The following is a 15469-nucleotide window of genomic DNA, read 5'->3' as shown; positions in this document are numbered from 1 at the left end:
AGGAATAATTCTAACAGGCGAACTGCCGCAGGGCGATCAGCCGGCCGTGCGGATCAGCGCCAGCGGAAAGCGCTCGCCGCGGAGGTAGTCGTCGATGCAGCGCACTACCAGCTCGCTGCGCCAGCGCTCGGACACGGCGGCGAGTTCGTCGCGGGTCATCCAGCGCGGCCCGATGATGCCGTGGTCCAGCGGCGAATCGGGCAGGTGGCGCAGCGGCCGCGCGGCGAAGCAGACGCGTTGGTAGGTCACGCCGTTGCTCGGCGCGGTATACAGATAAATGCCGGTAACGGCGGTCAGCTCGACCTCCCAGCCGGTTTCCTCGAGGGTCTCGCGCAAGGCGGCCTGGAGCAGGCTTTCGTTGGCTTCGAGATGGCCCGCCGGCTGGTTGAGGACGGCTTTCTCGCCCGCGAACTCTTCCACCAGCAGGAAGCGCCCCTGGTCTTCGACGACGGTGGCGACGGTGATGTGCGGATTCCAATCCATAAGGATGATCTCTGTAGTGGTGGACGGACGACCATGATCGCCCGGAAACAGAACCCCCGGCACGTGGCCGGGGGTCTGTTGAAACGCAACAACCTTCGCTGTCAGCCCTGGATCAGGGCGTCGATCGCGGCGTTGAAGGTGTTGCTCGGGCGCATGACCTGGCTGGTCAGCTCCGGGTTGGAGCGGTAGTAGCCACCGATGTCCACCGGCGAACCCTGGACCGCATTCAGCTCGGCGACGATGGTCGCTTCCTGCTCGGCCAGGGTGCTGGCGAGCTTGCTGAAGCGCTCGCGCAGCGCGGCGTCTTCGCTCTGGGTGGCCAGGGCTTCGGCCCAGTAAAGCGCCAGGTAGAAGTGGCTGCCACGGTTGTCCAGCTCGCCGGTCTTGCGCGAAGGCGACTTGTTGTTGTCGAGCAGCTTGCCGGTCGCGGCGTCGAGGGTGGTGCCCAGCAACTTGGCTTTCCGGTTATCGGTCTTGATCCCGGTTTCCTCGAGGGATACGGCCAGGGCCAGGAACTCGCCAAGCGAATCCCAGCGCAGGTGGTTTTCCTCGATCAACTGCTGGACATGCTTGGGTGCCGAACCGCCGGCGCCGGTTTCGTACATGCCACCGCCGGCCATCAGCGGAACGATGGAAAGCATCTTCGCCGAAGTGCCCAGCTCCATGATCGGGAACAGGTCGGTCAGGTAGTCGCGCAGGACGTTGCCGGTCACCGAGATGGTGTCCTTGCCACGAATCATTCGCTCCATGCTGAAACGGATGGCTTCGTTGTAATCCATGACGCGGATGTCGAGACCGTTCAGGTCGTGCTCTTGCAGATACGCGTCGACCTTCAGCTTCAGCTGGCGGTCGTGCGCACGCTCCGGGTCGAGCCAGAAGACCGCCGGGGTGCCGGACTGGCGGGCGCGGGTAACGGCCAGTTTCACCCAGTCACGGATCGGGGCGTCCTTGGTCTGGCAGGCGCGCCAGATGTCGCCGGCTTCGACTTCGTGCTGGATCTTCACGGTGCCGTCGGCCAGAACGACGCGCATGATGCCGTCGGCCTTCATCTCGAAGGTCTTGTCGTGGGAACCGTATTCCTCGGCCTTCTGCGCCATAAGGCCTACGTTCGGTACCGAGCCCATGGTGGTCGGATCGAACGCGCCGTTGGTTTTGCAGAAGTTGATCATCTCCTGGTAGATGCGCGCGTAGGTGCTTTCCGGCATCACCGCCTTGGTGTCCTTCTGCTTGCCGTCGCGGCCCCACATCTGGCCGGAGTTGCGGATCATCGCCGGCATCGAGGCGTCGACAATGACGTCGCTCGGGATATGCAGGTTGGTGATGCCCTTGACCGAGTCGACCATCGCCATTTCCGGGCGATGGCTGTACACCTCGTGGATGTCGTGGAGGATTTCTTCCTGCTGCGAGGCAGGCAGCGACTTGATCTTGTCGTAGACGCTGGACAGACCGTTGTTCGGGTTCACGCCCAGCTCTTCGAAGAGCGCGCCGTGCTTCTCGAAGACGTCCTTGTAATACACGCTGACGGCATGGCCGAAGACGATGGGGTGGGACACCTTCATCATGGTCGCCTTGACGTGCAGGGACCACATGACGCCGGTTTCCTTGCAGTCCTGCAGGGTCTTCTCGAAGAAGGCGCGCAGCTTGTTGCAGCTCATGAACATGCCGTCGAAGACTTCGCCTTCCTTCAGGCTCAGCTGCTTCTTGAGCTCGACCTTGCCATCCTTGCCGACGAATTCGATGCGCACGTCACCGGCCTGGGGCATGGTGAAGGACTGCTCGCTGGAGAAGAAGTCACCGCCGCGCATGTAATCGGCGTGGGACTGCGAAGCCATGCTCCACTTGCCCATCGAGTGCGGATGCTTGCGGGCGTAGGCCTTGACCGCGGCCGGGGCGCGACGATCCGAGTTACCTTCGCGCAGCACCGGGTTCACGGCGCTGCCGAGCACTTTGCTGTAACGCGCACGGACTTCTTTTTCCGCGTCGGTCTGTGGGTCTTCGGGAAAATCCGGAACGGCGAAACCCTGCGCCTGCAGCTCGGCGATCGCGCCTTTGAGTTGCGGCACGGAGGCGCTGATATTGGGCAGCTTGATGATGTTGGCGTCCGGCGAAGTGGCTAGAACTGCCAGCTGGGCCAGTTCGTCTTCGACCGGTTGGCTGCTGTCGAGCTGGTCAGCGAAGCTTGCGATGATGCGTCCAGCCAGAGAGATATCGCGGGTTTCGACGTCTATATCGGCGGAGGCCGCGAAGGCCTTGACGATGGGCAGAAGCGAATAGGTTGCGAGGGCGGGGGCTTCGTCGGTGAAGGTGTAGGTAATCTTCGAGCGGGTGGACATTGGCGAGAACTCTCTCTTTGCTGGGCGTGCACAGGATCTCGAGGCGCGCCGGATAGACGCTTTCGCTCAGGTCAGAGTCGAAATTCGAGAATTTGCCGCAGGTGATGTTGATGGCACCAGTAGAGCGTTGTGCGGTCGGATCTGGTTTGCGATTCGACCGTTGCGAGGGCGGACATCCTGTTGCAGATGTCTCGGCTCTCGATGACTCTTTAGTCACGCGGCGCAGTATACCACCGTGTTGTTCGTCGGGAGCTTGCCGGTGCCCGATGATTAGACTAAGGAATACAGCTCGGCTCGACGCAGGTGGACTACGCTGAACACCTGCCTGAGGTTAACCACAACGTGGAGTACAGCATGGGATATCAAAAGATTCAGGTGCCTGCCGATGGTGTGAAAATCACCGTAAACGCCGATAACACCCTGAATGTGCCGAACAATCCGATCATTCCCTTCATCGAGGGCGATGGCATCGGTATCGATATCAGCCCGGTGATGATCAAAGTCGTCGACGCCGCCGTCGAGAAAGCCTACGGCGGCGAGCGCAAGATTTCCTGGATGGAAGTCTATGCCGGCGAGAAAGCCACCCAGGTCTACGATCAGGACACCTGGCTGCCGAAGGAGACCCTCGAGGCCGTTCGCGATTTCGTCGTCTCGATCAAGGGCCCGTTGACCACCCCGGTGGGCGGCGGCATTCGCTCGCTGAACGTCGCACTGCGGCAGGAACTCGACCTCTACGTCTGCCTGCGCCCGGTGCGCTGGTTCGAGGGCGTGCCGAGCCCGGTGAAGAAGCCAGGCGACGTCGACATGACGATCTTTCGCGAGAACTCCGAAGATATCTATGCCGGTATCGAGTGGAAAGCCGGATCGCCCGAGGCGACCAAGGTCATCAAGTTCCTCAAGGAAGAGATGGGCGTCACCAAGATCCGCTTCGACCAGGATTGCGGCATCGGCATCAAACCGGTATCGAAGGAGGGCACCCAGCGCCTGGTGCGCAAGGCGTTGCAGTACGTCGTGGACAACGACCGCGAGTCGCTGACCATCGTCCACAAGGGCAACATCATGAAGTTCACCGAAGGTGCCTTCAAAGACTGGGGCTACGAGATCGCCAAGAACGAATTCGGCGCGGAGCTTCTCGATGGCGGCCCCTGGATGCAGTTCAAGAACCCGCGGACCGGCAAGAACATCGTCGTCAAGGACGCCATCGCCGACGCCATGCTTCAGCAGATTCTGCTGCGCCCGGCGGAATATGACGTCATCGCTACCCTGAACCTGAACGGCGACTACCTCTCCGATGCGCTCGCGGCGGAAGTGGGTGGCATCGGCATCGCGCCGGGCGCCAACCTGTCGGACACCATCGCCATGTTCGAGGCTACCCACGGGACTGCGCCCAAGTACGCCGGCCAGGACAAGGTCAATCCAGGGTCGGTGATTCTGTCTGCGGAAATGATGCTCCGCCACCTGGGGTGGGTCGAGGCGGCGGATCTCATCATCAAGGGTACTAATGGGGCGATCTCGGCCAAGACGGTGACCTACGACTTCGAGCGCCTGATGGATGGCGCAACGCTGCTGTCCTGTTCCGAGTTCGGCGACGCATTGATCGCCCATATGTAAAGTGAGGGATAAAAGAAAAGGCCGATCAGAGATCGGCCTTTTTTTGCACGCTATCCAAGGGTCAGGCCTCGGCGGCCTGACTCTGTAGATTTACCGCCGGCGTCAGGTTTTCGGCATTGCTCAACACAGGGCTAATGTTCACCGCGTGTAGCCCCTTGGGCCCTTGAATGATGTCGAAACTCACAGGCTGTCCTGCCTTAAGGGTTTTATAACCGTCCATCTGAATGGCCGAGTAATGAGCGAACAGGTCCTCATCTCGGCCGTCGGCCAGAACGAATCCATAGCCTTTGGCGTTGTTGAACCACTTGACCTTACCGCTGAGCATGCTGACATCCCTCTGCAAAGGACTCCATCTCTGGAGTATCATCCACGACGACTCCACGCAAAAAAGCACTCGCGTGGGCTCCTAATACCCAACTGGGCATTCATTGTTTGTAACACCGTTTCGCCGTTAGTCAAGGCTATGCGGCGGACGGTTGAGAAGCCTGTCATATTTGCCCTGCAGCCCCAGCTCCAACCATGTGCGAGCCTTTATTTCCGTATGTTTGCAAGCAGCCAGATTCGACTAACATTCAATCAGGATGGCCCGGACAAGTGGGAGGACGAAGCGTCCGGGCTCGCTGTGCAGGAAGCCAAACCAAAATTGCAGGCACCTCCGCTGTATAAAGTGGTCATGTATAACGATGACTACACGCCGATGGATTTCGTCGTCGAAGTGCTGGAGGTGTTTTTCAATCTGAACCGAGAACTGTCGACCAAAATCATGCTGGCCGTCCATACAGAAGGGCGTGCAGTATGCGGAGTGTTCACCCGGGATATTGCAGAAACGAAGGCTGAACAGGTCAATCAGTACGCGAGGGAAAGCCATCATCCGCTACTCTGTGAAATCGAGAAGGACGGTTAGACGCCGGCCACTTGGGTATGAGGTGAAGCTATGTTGAACCGCGAACTCGAAGTCACCCTCAATCTGGCCTTCAAGGAAGCCCGTTCCAAGCGTCATGAATTCATGACGGTGGAACACCTGCTCCTGGCCCTGTTGGATAACGAAGCTGCAGCCACCGTATTGCGTGCCTGCGGCGCCAGCCTCGACAAGCTCCGGCACGAGTTGCAGGAGTTCATCGACTCGACCACTCCGCTCATTCCGCAGCATGATGAAGAACGCGAAACTCAGCCCACGCTCGGGTTTCAGCGAGTTCTGCAGCGCGCCGTTTTCCATGTGCAAAGTTCTGGAAAGCGCGAAGTAACCGGCGCGAATGTGCTGGTCGCCATCTTCAGCGAGCAGGAGAGCCAGGCGGTTTTCCTGCTCAAGCAGCAGAGCGTTGCCCGCATCGACGTCGTCAACTTCATCGCCCATGGCATTTCCAAGGTGCCTGGTCAGGGTGATCAGGGTGACGGCGAGCAGGAAATCAACGATGAGGAAGGTGGTGAAGCCGTCTCCACCAATCATCCGCTGGAAGCTTACGCCAGCAACCTGAACGAGCTCGCTCGTCAGGGCCGTATCGACCCGCTGGTCGGGCGCGAAAGCGAAGTTGAGCGTGTGGCTCAGATCCTGGCCCGTCGGCGCAAGAACAACCCACTGCTGGTTGGCGAGGCCGGTGTCGGCAAAACGGCGATCGCCGAAGGCCTGGCCAAGCGCATCGTTGATGGCCAGGTACCTGACCTTCTCGCCGATAGCATCGTTTTCTCCCTAGACCTGGGCGCGCTGCTGGCGGGCACCAAGTACCGCGGTGACTTCGAGAAACGCTTCAAGGCGCTGCTCAACGAGTTGCGCAAGCGGCCTCATGCGATCCTCTTCATCGATGAGATCCACACGATCATCGGCGCCGGCGCAGCTTCGGGCGGCGTGATGGATGCGTCCAACCTGCTCAAGCCGCTGCTGTCTTCCGGCGAGATCCGTTGCATCGGCTCGACGACCTTCCAGGAATTCCGCGGCATCTTCGAGAAAGATCGCGCACTCGCTCGGCGCTTCCAGAAGGTCGATGTGGTCGAACCTTCCGTGGAGGACACCGTCGGCATCCTGCGCGGCCTGAAAGCTCGTTTTGAACAGCATCACCACATCGAGTACAGCGATGAGGCGCTGCGCGCCGCCGCCGAGCTGGCGTCACGCTACATCAACGACAGACACATGCCCGACAAGGCCATCGACGTGATCGACGAGGCGGGCGCCTATCAGCGTCTCCAGCCCGAAGAGCGGCGTGTCGCGCGCATCGACGTGGCGCAGGTGGAAGACATCGTGGCGAAGATCGCCCGTATTCCTCCCAAACACGTGTCCAGCGACGACAAGGAACTGCTGCGTAACCTGGAGCGCGACCTCAAGCTCACGGTGTTCGGCCAGGATGCAGCCATCGACTCGCTGTCTACGGCAATCAAGCTGTCTCGTGCGGGATTGAAGGCACCGGACAAGCCGGTGGGCTCGTTCCTCTTCGCCGGACCGACCGGTGTCGGCAAGACCGAAGCGGCGCGGCAATTGGCGAAAGCCATGGGCATCGAGCTGGTGCGCTTCGACATGTCGGAGTACATGGAACGCCACACCGTTTCCCGGCTGATCGGCGCGCCTCCGGGCTACGTCGGCTTCGACCAGGGCGGCCTGCTAACGGAAGCGATCACCAAGCAGCCGCATTGCGTGTTGCTGCTCGATGAGATCGAGAAGGCGCACCCGGAAGTCTTCAACCTGCTGCTGCAGGTGATGGACCACGGCACGCTGACCGACAATAACGGGCGCAAGGCGGACTTCCGCAACGTGATCCTGATCATGACCACCAACGCCGGTGCGGAAACCGCCTCGCGCGCCTCGATCGGCTTCACCCATCAGGATCACTCTTCGGATGCCATGGAAGTCATCAAGAAGAGCTTCACTCCCGAGTTCCGCAACCGCCTGGACACCATCATCCAGTTCGGCCGTCTGAGCACCGAAGTGATCAAGAGCATCGTCGACAAGTTCCTCACCGAATTGCAGGCGCAGCTCGAGGACAAGCGCGTGCAACTCGAAGTCAGCGATGCCGCTCGCGGCTGGCTGGCGGAGCGTGGCTACGATGCGCAGATGGGGGCTCGGCCGATGGCGCGCCTGATTCAGGACAAGATCAAGCGTCCTCTGGCCGAAGAGATCCTGTTCGGCGAACTCGCAGAGCATGGCGGAATCGTGCACATCGATGTCGAGGCCGGTGAATTGGCCTTCGAGTTCGAAACCACGGCGGAGGTGGCCTAGCCGCTTCCGTATTGCGCAACAACGAAAACGCCCGGCTAGACCGGGCGTTTTTCATGATGCGAAAACTTCAGCGGGCGCGGTAGGTGATGCGGCCTTTGCTCAAGTCGTAGGGTGTCAGTTCAACACGAACCTTGTCGCCGGTGAGAATGCGGATGTAGTTCTTGCGCATCTTTCCGGAGATGTGCGCGGTAACGACGTGCCCGTTTTCCAACTCCACTCGGAACATGGTGTTGGGTAGGGTGTCGACGACAGTGCCTTCCATTTCGAAGCTGTCTTCTTTCGACATTCAGTAAAGCCCTCGGTGTTCTATAGGTAGCCGGACGCAAACGGCGCCTGGCAAAAGCGGCGTGCATTGTGCCCGAAAATGTGTCTTGTCGCCAAGCGATTCAGGTCAGAGCGACCCAGCGCTGGTTGACGAACAGCTCTATCGGCCGGTACTGGGTCTTGTAATTCATCTTCCGACAATTCTTGATCCAGTAGCCGAGGTAGACCGCGTGGAGGCCAAGACGTGCGGTCTCGCCGATCTGCCAGAGGATGGCGTAGCGGCCGAGGCTGCGGCGTTCTTCATCGGGGTCGTAGAAGGTGTAAACCGCGGAAAGACCGTTCGGCAGCAGGTCGGTGACCGCGATCGCCATCAGCCGGTCGCCAAGACGGAACTCGTAGAAGCGCGCGAAATTCAGGTCGCGGACGAGAAAGGTGCTGAATTGATCGCGACTCGGCGGATACATATCGCCATCGGCGTGGCGCTGTTCGATGTAGCGCGCGTAGAGCGCGTAATACTCTTCGCTGAACTTGGGCCGTACCGGCATGACGCACAGGTCGGCATTACGCTTGAGGATGCGTTTCTGCTGGCGATTGGGTTGGAACTGGTCGGCTGGAATACGTGCCGGGACACAGGCCGAGCAGCGCTGGCAGTGAGGTCTGTAGAGGTGATCGCCACTGCGACGAAAGCCCATCTCCGACAGCCCGGCATACACCTGCGCATCCATGAGCTGGCTGGGATCGAGGAACAGGGTGGTGGCCTGCTCGCCGGGCAGATAGCTGCATGGATGAGGCTGGGTGGCGTAGAACTTCAGGCGAGCCAGCTCTGTCATCGTCGGCACTCGGGTGAACCTGACGCCAGTGTAAGCCAGGCTGCCGGTGACGCCTAGACGAGCCAGTCGGCGGTCGTCGGTTGATCCAGGTGGCGTTCGAGCCACCCGGCGAACTCGACGCGGGAAATCGAGCGTGCGCCGAAACTCTGCAGGTGCTGGGTGGGCATCTGGCAATCGATCAGGACGAAACCCCACTGCTGCAAACGCTCGACCAGCGTAACGAAACCCACCTTGGAGGCATTGTCGGCGCGACTGAACATCGACTCGCCGAAGAACAGTTGCCCCATCGCCAATCCATAGAGCCCGCCCACCAGTTCATCGTCCAGCCACACCTCCACTGAATGGGCGAAGCCCAACTCGTGCAGGCGCAGGTAGGCCTGCTGCATCGGATGGGTGATCCAGGTGCCGTCGCTGTAGGCGCGAGGTCCGGCGCAGCCCTGCAGGACGTCGATGAAGGCTTGGTCGAACGTCACACGGAAGCGTTGCTGGCGAAGAACCTTCGCCAGGCTGCGGGAAACGTGAAGCGCTTCGGGCGGCAGAACGGTGCGCGGGTCGGGCGACCACCAGAGTATGGGCTGGCCATCCTGGAACCACGGGAAGCAGCCATGTCGATAGGCCCGGATCAGGCGTTCGACGCTGAGATCGCCACCGGCGGCGAGCAGGCCATTGGGCTCGCGCATGGCTTTGCTCAGCGGGGGGAATTCCAGCGAATCGCGGGAGAGCCAGGTCAGCATGGTGGGGGAGGGCGACGGGCAGGCCACTGGCCCGCCCGAAGGCTCAGATATCGTCGAGGAATCTTTCGGCGTCCAGCGCGGCCATGCAGCCGGCGCCTGCCGAAGTGATCGCCTGGCGATAGACGTGGTCGGCCACGTCGCCGGCGGCGAACACGCCCTCGATGCTGGTGGCTGTGGCGTTGCCTTCACCGCCGCCGCGCACGATCAGGTAGCCGTCACGCATTTCCAACTGGCCCCGGAACAGGTCGGTGTTGGGTTTGTGGCCGATGGCGATGAAAACGCCGGCCAGCGGCAGTTCCCTGGTCGTTCCGCTCAGGGTGTCTTTCAGGCGCACGCCGGTCACGCCGCTGGCATCGCCCAGGACCTCGTCCAGCGCATGGTTCCAGTGGATGCGGACGTTGCCGTTGGCAGCTTTGTCGAACAGCTTGTCCTGCAGGATCTTCTCCGAGCGCAGCTTGTCGCGACGGTGGACCAGATGGACCTCCTTGGCGATGTTCGACAGATACAGGGCTTCCTCGACGGCGGTGTTGCCACCGCCCACCACGCAGACCACCTGGTTGCGGTAGAAAAAGCCGTCACAGGTGGCGCAAGCGGACACGCCGCGCCCGGCGAAGGCCTCCTCGGAAGGCAAGCCGAGGTACTGGGCAGAGGCGCCGGTGGAAATGATCAGGGCATCGCAGGTGTAGGTGGCGTTGTCGCCCTTGAGGGTGAACGGACGCTGCTGCAACTCGGCGGTATGGATATGGTCGTAGACGATCTCGGTATCGAAGCGCTCGGCGTGTTTCTGCATGCGCTCCATCAGCGCCGGGCCGGTCAGCCCCTCGACATCGCCGGGCCAGTTGTCGACTTCGGTAGTAGTGGTGAGCTGTCCACCGGGCTGGATTCCGGTGATCACCAGCGGCTTCAGATTGGCCCGGGCGGCGTACACCGCAGCGGTGTAGCCCGCGGGGCCGGAGCCCAGAACGATCAGCCGCGAATGCTTGACTTCACCCATAAAAAGACTCCATAAGCCTTTGTCACAAAAGAGAATGCATGCTCCAATTGGGCCGCACGCAAGGGAATGCCAATTATGCTACACCGAAGAATGGGCGAGCGGGGAGCAGCGGTTTTCCGACACCGCGCCCGGGCGGTCGACATGGGCAGCGCCTTGGCAAAGCCGTACAATGGGCCGCATTTTCGCCGTCATCGTTAGTTGGCGCGCCCCGAGCGCAGGAAAGACGTGTTTTGAAGAATTCCAGTTCTACCCTCCAAACCCCTCCCTGGCGACAGCAACTGAACTACCGCCTGAAGGAGGGCGCGCTGATCGCCTTGGGTGCGCTTTGCCTGTACCTGTGGATGGCGTTGCTCACTTACGACCAGAACGATCCGGGCTGGTCGCACACCAGCCGCGTGGAGCAGGTGCAGAACGCTGCCGGCCGTGCCGGCGCCTGGTTCGCCGACATCCTGTTCATGGCACTCGGCTATTTCGCCTACCTGTTCCCCTTGTTGTTGGCAGTGAAGACCTGGCAGGTGTTCCGTAACCGTCATCAGCCCTGGCAGTGGAACGGCTGGCTGTTTTCCTGGCGTCTGATCGGCCTGGTGTTCCTGATTCTCTCCGGCGCAGCGCTTGCTTATATCCACTTCCATTCCACCAACAGCATGCCGGCATCGGCAGGCGGTGCGCTGGGCGAGAGCCTCGGCCAGCTGGCCGTCGCCGCGCTGAACGTGCAGGGCAGCACGCTGCTGTTCCTGGCGCTGTTCCTCTTCGGCCTCACCGTATTCGCCGACCTGTCCTGGTTCCGCGTGATGGACATCACCGGCAAGATCACCCTCGATTTGCTGGAGTTGATCCAGAGCGGCATGAACCGCTGGTGGAGCGCTCGCAACAACCGCAAGCAGCTGGTCGCCCAGTTGCGCGAGGTGGACGACCGGGTGAGTACCGTGGCCGCGCCGCTGGTGCCCGACCGTCGCGAGCAGGCCAAGGTCAAGGAACGCCTGATCGAGCGCGAAGAAGCGCTGACCAAGCACATGAGCGAACGCGAGAAGCGCCAACCCCCGGTGATCACGCCGCCGGCACCGGCGAAAGCCGCCGAGCCGAGCAAGCGGGTGCTGAAGGAAAAGCAGGCGCCGTTGTTCGTCGACAGCGCCATCGAGGGTTCGCTGCCGCCCATCTCGATCCTCGACCGCGCCGAGAAGAAGCAGAAGAGTTTTTCCCCGGAATCCCTCGAGGCCATGTCGCGGCTGCTGGAAATCAAGCTCAAGGAATTCGGCGTCGAAGTGATCGTCGAGTCCGTGCATCCGGGCCCGGTGATCACCCGCTTCGAGATTCAGCCCGGCATCGGCGTCAAGGTCAGCCGCATTTCCAACCTGGCCAAGGACCTCGCGCGCTCACTGGCGGTGATCAGCGTGCGGGTGGTCGAGGTCATTCCAGGCAAGACCACGGTCGGCATCGAGATTCCTAACGAGGACCGTCAGATCGTGCGCTTCTCCGAAGTGCTCGAATCCAGCGAATACGATGATGCCAAGTCGCCGGTCACCCTGGCCCTGGGCCACGACATCGGCGGCAAGCCGATCATCACCGACCTGGCGAAGATGCCGCACCTGCTGGTTGCGGGCACCACCGGCTCCGGTAAATCGGTGGGCGTCAACGCGATGATCCTGTCGATCCTGTTCAAGTCCGGTCCGAAGGACGCGCGACTGATCATGATCGACCCTAAGATGCTCGAACTGTCGATCTACGAAGGCATTCCGCACCTGCTCTGTCCGGTCGTCACCGACATGAAGGAGGCGGCCAACGCGCTGCGCTGGAGCGTTGCCGAGATGGAGCGGCGCTACAAGCTGATGTCGAAGATGGGCGTGCGCAACCTGGCCGGCTTCAATCGTAAGGTGAAGGAGGCCGAGGAAGCGGGCACGCCGCTCGCCGATCCGCTCTACAAGCGCGAGAACATGCACGACGAGGCGCCGCTGCTCGAGCACCTGCCGACCATCGTGGTGGTGGTCGACGAATTTGCCGACATGATGATGATCGTTGGCAAGAAGGTCGAAGAGCTGATCGCGCGTATCGCACAGAAGGCGCGGGCTGCAGGCATCCACCTGATCCTCGCCACCCAGCGCCCCTCGGTGGACGTGATCACCGGCCTGATCAAGGCCAACATCCCGACCCGCATGGCCTTCCAGGTGTCGAGCAAGATCGACTCGCGGACCATCATCGATCAGGGCGGTGCGGAACAGCTGCTCGGTCACGGCGACATGCTCTACATGCCGCCGGGCACCAGCCTGCCGATTCGCGTTCATGGCGCCTTCGTTTCCGACGAGGAAGTGCACCGCGTGGTCGAGGCCTGGAAGCTGCGTGGCGCGCCGGATTACAACCAGGACATCCTGGCCGGCGTCGAGGAGGCCGGCAGCGGCTTCGAAGGCGGCAGCGGCGAGGGTGGCGACGACAGCGAGGACGATCCGCTCTACGACGAGGCGGTCAACTTCGTGCTGGAAAGCCGCCGCGCGTCGATTTCCGCCGTGCAGCGCAAGCTGAAGATCGGCTACAACCGCGCCGCGCGGATGATCGAATCGATGGAAATGGCCGGCGTAGTGACTTCGATGAACACCAATGGCTCGCGCGAAGTGATCGCGCCGGGGCCGACCCGCGACTGACTGATGAGGATTTCCATGCGCCTGTTTCGCGTGCTGTTGCTGTCCCTGCTGGGTTTCGCCGCCATGCCGGCTCACGCCGACCAGGATGCGTCGGTGAAGCGCCTGACCGAACTGCTCCAGCAAGCGCAGACCCTGACCTCGCGCTTCACCCAGCTGACCCTCGACGCCTCCGGCGCCAACCTGCAGGAAACTGCGGGCGAGCTGGCGTTGAAACGCCCGGGGCTGTTCCGCTGGCACACCGACGCGCCGCAGGAGCAACTGCTGGTGTCGAATGGCGAGAAGGTCTGGCTGTACGATCCCGACCTGCAGCAGGTCACCGTGCAGAAGCTCGACCAGCGCCTGACCCACACGCCCGCGCTGCTGCTGTCCGGCGACGTCTCGCAGATCAGCGAGAACTTCGAGATCAGCCACAAGGAAGCCGGCGGCGTGGTCGATTTCGTGCTCAAGCCCAAGGCCAAGGACACGCTGTTCGACAACCTGCGCGTGTCCTTCCGCAACGGCACCATCAACGACATGCAGCTGATCGACAGCGTTGGCCAGCGCACCAACATCCTGTTCCTCGGCGTGAAAATGAATCAGCCGATCGACGCCGGGCAATTCGACTTCAAGATTCCCGAAGGCGCCGACGTCATTCAGGAATAAGAGGCTCGCGCGTTTCCCATGGACCTGTTCCGCTCTGACCCGGTAGCCCAGCCGCTGGCTGCGCGTTTACGCGCCGCCACGCTGGACGAGTACGTCGGTCAGGAGCACCTTCTAGCGCGCGGCAAGCCGCTGCGCGAGGCGCTTGAGCAGGGCGTGCTGCACTCGATGATCTTCTGGGGCCCGCCCGGTGTCGGCAAGACCACCCTGGCGCGACTGCTGGCGCAGGTCTCGGAAGCGCATTTCGAGACGATTTCGGCGGTGCTTTCCGGGGTCAAGGAAATTCGCCAGGCGGTCGAGATGGCCAAGCAGCAGGCCGCGCAGTACGGTCGCCGGACCATCCTCTTCGTCGACGAAGTGCACCGTTTCAACAAGAGCCAGCAGGACGCCTTTCTCCCGTACGTGGAGGACGGCACGCTGATCTTCATCGGCGCGACCACGGAGAATCCCTCGTTCGAGCTCAACAACGCGCTGCTCTCGCGGGCGCGGGTCTACGTGCTCAAGAGTCTCGACGAAGCGGCGATGCGCAAGCTGGTGGAGCGTGCGCTGGGTGAGGACAAGGGGCTCGGACAGCGCCACCTGAGCCTGCCCGAGGAAAGCTTCCAGATTCTCCTGGCCGCGGCCGACGGCGATGGTCGCCGGCTGCTCAACTTGCTGGAAAACGCCTCCGACCTCGCCGAGGACGACGGCGAGATCGGCGTGAGCCTGCTGCAGAGCCTGCTTGGCGACAGCCGGCGGCGCTTCGACAAGGGCGGAGAAGCCTTCTACGACCAGATTTCCGCGCTGCACAAGTCGGTGCGCGGCTCCAACCCGGACGCGGCGCTGTACTGGTTCGCCCGGATGATCGACGGTGGTTGCGATCCGCTGTACCTGGCGCGGCGGGTCGTGCGCATGGCGAGCGAAGAGGTCGGCAATGCCGATCCGCGCGCGCTGGCGCTGTGCCTCGACGCCTGGAACGTCCAGGAGCGCCTTGGCAGCCCCGAGGGCGAGCTGGCGATTGCCCAGGCGATCGTCTACCTGGCCTGCGCGCCGAAGAGCAACGCGGTCTACACGGGCTTCAACGCCGCCATGCGCGATGTCGCCGAGAACGGCTCGCACGAGGTGCCGCTGCACTTGCGCAACGCGCCGACCAAGCTGATGAAGCAGTTGGGCTACGGCGAGGAATACCGCTACGCCCACGACGAGCCGGACGCCTACGCCGCGGGCGAGGACTATTTTCCGGAAGACATGCAGCCGCGCCAGTACTACCAGCCGGTGCCGCGTGGCCTGGAAAGCAAGATCCGCGACAAGCTCGATCACCTTGCGGCACTGGACCGGGCGAGCCCCAGGAAACGGAGAAAGCCATGATCCGCCTGATCATCGCTGTTGCCCTGGGCGGGGCGCTGGGCTCGGTCGCCCGTTTCCTGACCTCTGCCTGGATGGTCAGCCACTGGCCGCGTCACTACTTTCTCGGCACCTTCGCGGTGAACATCGTCGGCTGCCTCGCCATCGGCTACCTGTACGGCCTGTTCCTGATCCGCACCGACCTGCCCATCGAGCTGCGCGTTGGCCTCACCGTCGGCGTACTCGGCGGCCTGACCACCTTTTCCTCGTTCAGCATGGAAGTGGTACGGTTGTTCGAGGGCGGCCAGACGGGCCTCGCCATCGGTTACCTGGGCTGCAGCATCCTCGGCGGTTTATTAGCGGTCTGGGCCGGTTTATCCTTCGCACGCCTTTGAATTCCTGTCGCCGGCGACTGCCGGC

At 62.1% G+C, this 15469-nt stretch carries 14 protein-coding genes; 7 read left to right on the top strand and 7 right to left on the bottom strand.

The genetic code is table 11. The annotated features are described in order from the left end of the window. Positions 1-36: 36 nt before the first annotated feature. Together BLV15_RS17290 and BLV15_RS17285 are read right to left on the bottom strand one after the other, a co-directional pair. A complete protein-coding gene (locus BLV15_RS17290; RefSeq protein WP_090230936.1) occupies positions 37-483 on the bottom strand; it encodes an NUDIX hydrolase in 447 nt (148 codons plus the stop codon). Between the two features lie 101 nt (positions 484-584). Then, positions 585-2816, bottom strand: a complete 2232-nt coding sequence (locus BLV15_RS17285; protein WP_090230935.1) for an NADP-dependent isocitrate dehydrogenase — start codon at positions 2814-2816, stop codon at positions 585-587. Positions 2817-3170: 354 nt separating this feature from the next. On the opposite strand from BLV15_RS17285, the gene icd reads away from it, so the two are divergent. Further along, positions 3171-4427: an NADP-dependent isocitrate dehydrogenase gene (gene icd, locus BLV15_RS17280; protein WP_090230934.1), complete on the top strand. Its 1257-nt coding sequence runs from the start codon at positions 3171-3173 to the stop codon at positions 4425-4427. Between the two features lie 61 nt (positions 4428-4488). Here icd and cspD read toward each other — a convergent pair whose 3' ends face one another. Then, a complete protein-coding gene (gene cspD / locus BLV15_RS17275; RefSeq protein ID WP_090231083.1) occupies positions 4489-4752 on the bottom strand; it encodes a cold shock domain-containing protein CspD in 264 nt (87 codons plus the stop codon). A 216-nt stretch (positions 4753-4968) separates the two neighbouring features. Between cspD and clpS the strand changes: the two genes are divergently transcribed. Continuing rightward, entirely contained in the window at positions 4969-5331 is a 363-nt protein-coding gene (gene clpS, locus BLV15_RS17270; protein ID WP_090231082.1) for an ATP-dependent Clp protease adapter ClpS, read from the top strand. Between the two features lie 30 nt (positions 5332-5361). Then, entirely contained in the window at positions 5362-7632 is a 2271-nt protein-coding gene (gene clpA / locus BLV15_RS17265; protein WP_090230933.1) for an ATP-dependent Clp protease ATP-binding subunit ClpA, read from the top strand. Positions 7633-7699: 67 nt separating this feature from the next. On the opposite strand, the gene infA is transcribed toward clpA, so the two are convergent. The 4 genes from infA to trxB all read right to left on the bottom strand — a co-directional run bounded on the left by infA (position 7700) and on the right by trxB (position 10454). Continuing rightward, on the bottom strand, positions 7700-7918 hold the full coding sequence (gene infA, locus BLV15_RS17260) for a translation initiation factor IF-1 (RefSeq protein WP_002553999.1): 219 nt from the start codon (positions 7916-7918) through the stop codon (positions 7700-7702). Positions 7919-8018: 100 nt separating this feature from the next. Continuing rightward, positions 8019-8726, bottom strand: coding sequence for an arginyltransferase (locus BLV15_RS17255; RefSeq protein WP_090230932.1), 708 nt, complete (start codon positions 8724-8726; stop codon positions 8019-8021). A 53-nt stretch (positions 8727-8779) separates the two neighbouring features. Then, positions 8780-9460, bottom strand: coding sequence for a leucyl/phenylalanyl-tRNA--protein transferase (gene aat, locus BLV15_RS17250; RefSeq protein WP_090230931.1), 681 nt, complete (start codon positions 9458-9460; stop codon positions 8780-8782). Between the two features lie 43 nt (positions 9461-9503). After that, a complete protein-coding gene (gene trxB / locus BLV15_RS17245; protein ID WP_090230930.1) occupies positions 9504-10454 on the bottom strand; it encodes a thioredoxin-disulfide reductase in 951 nt (316 codons plus the stop codon). A gap of 230 nt (positions 10455-10684) precedes the next feature. Here trxB and ftsK point away from each other — a divergent pair, with 230 nt between their 5' ends. The 4 genes from ftsK to crcB are packed head-to-tail and all read left to right on the top strand — an operon-like array spanning position 10685 to position 15444. Continuing rightward, on the top strand, positions 10685-13087 hold the full coding sequence (gene ftsK / locus BLV15_RS17240; RefSeq protein ID WP_090230929.1) for a DNA translocase FtsK: 2403 nt from the start codon (positions 10685-10687) through the stop codon (positions 13085-13087). Between the two features lie 15 nt (positions 13088-13102). Further along, positions 13103-13729 (top strand): outer membrane lipoprotein periplasmic chaperone LolA, encoded by a 627-nt coding sequence (lolA, locus tag BLV15_RS17235; RefSeq protein ID WP_090230928.1) that lies wholly within the window; start codon positions 13103-13105, stop codon positions 13727-13729. A gap of 18 nt (positions 13730-13747) precedes the next feature. Next, positions 13748-15073 carry a replication-associated recombination protein A gene (locus BLV15_RS17230; RefSeq protein WP_090230927.1) on the top strand — a complete coding sequence of 442 codons (1326 nt, stop codon included), beginning with the start codon at positions 13748-13750 and terminating at the stop codon, positions 15071-15073. Next, positions 15070-15444 carry a fluoride efflux transporter CrcB gene (crcB, locus tag BLV15_RS17225; RefSeq protein WP_090230926.1) on the top strand — a complete coding sequence of 125 codons (375 nt, stop codon included), beginning with the start codon at positions 15070-15072 and terminating at the stop codon, positions 15442-15444. The genes BLV15_RS17230 and crcB overlap by 4 nt, the downstream gene beginning before the upstream one ends. The last annotated feature ends 25 nt before the right edge of the window (positions 15445-15469 follow it).

This window comes from Pseudomonas kuykendallii (assembly GCF_900106975.1).
Classification (GTDB): domain Bacteria; phylum Pseudomonadota; class Gammaproteobacteria; order Pseudomonadales; family Pseudomonadaceae; genus Pseudomonas_O; species Pseudomonas_O kuykendallii.
The sequence above is the reverse complement of the archived record's forward strand: the minus strand, read 5'-3'. Positions and strand labels throughout refer to the sequence as shown.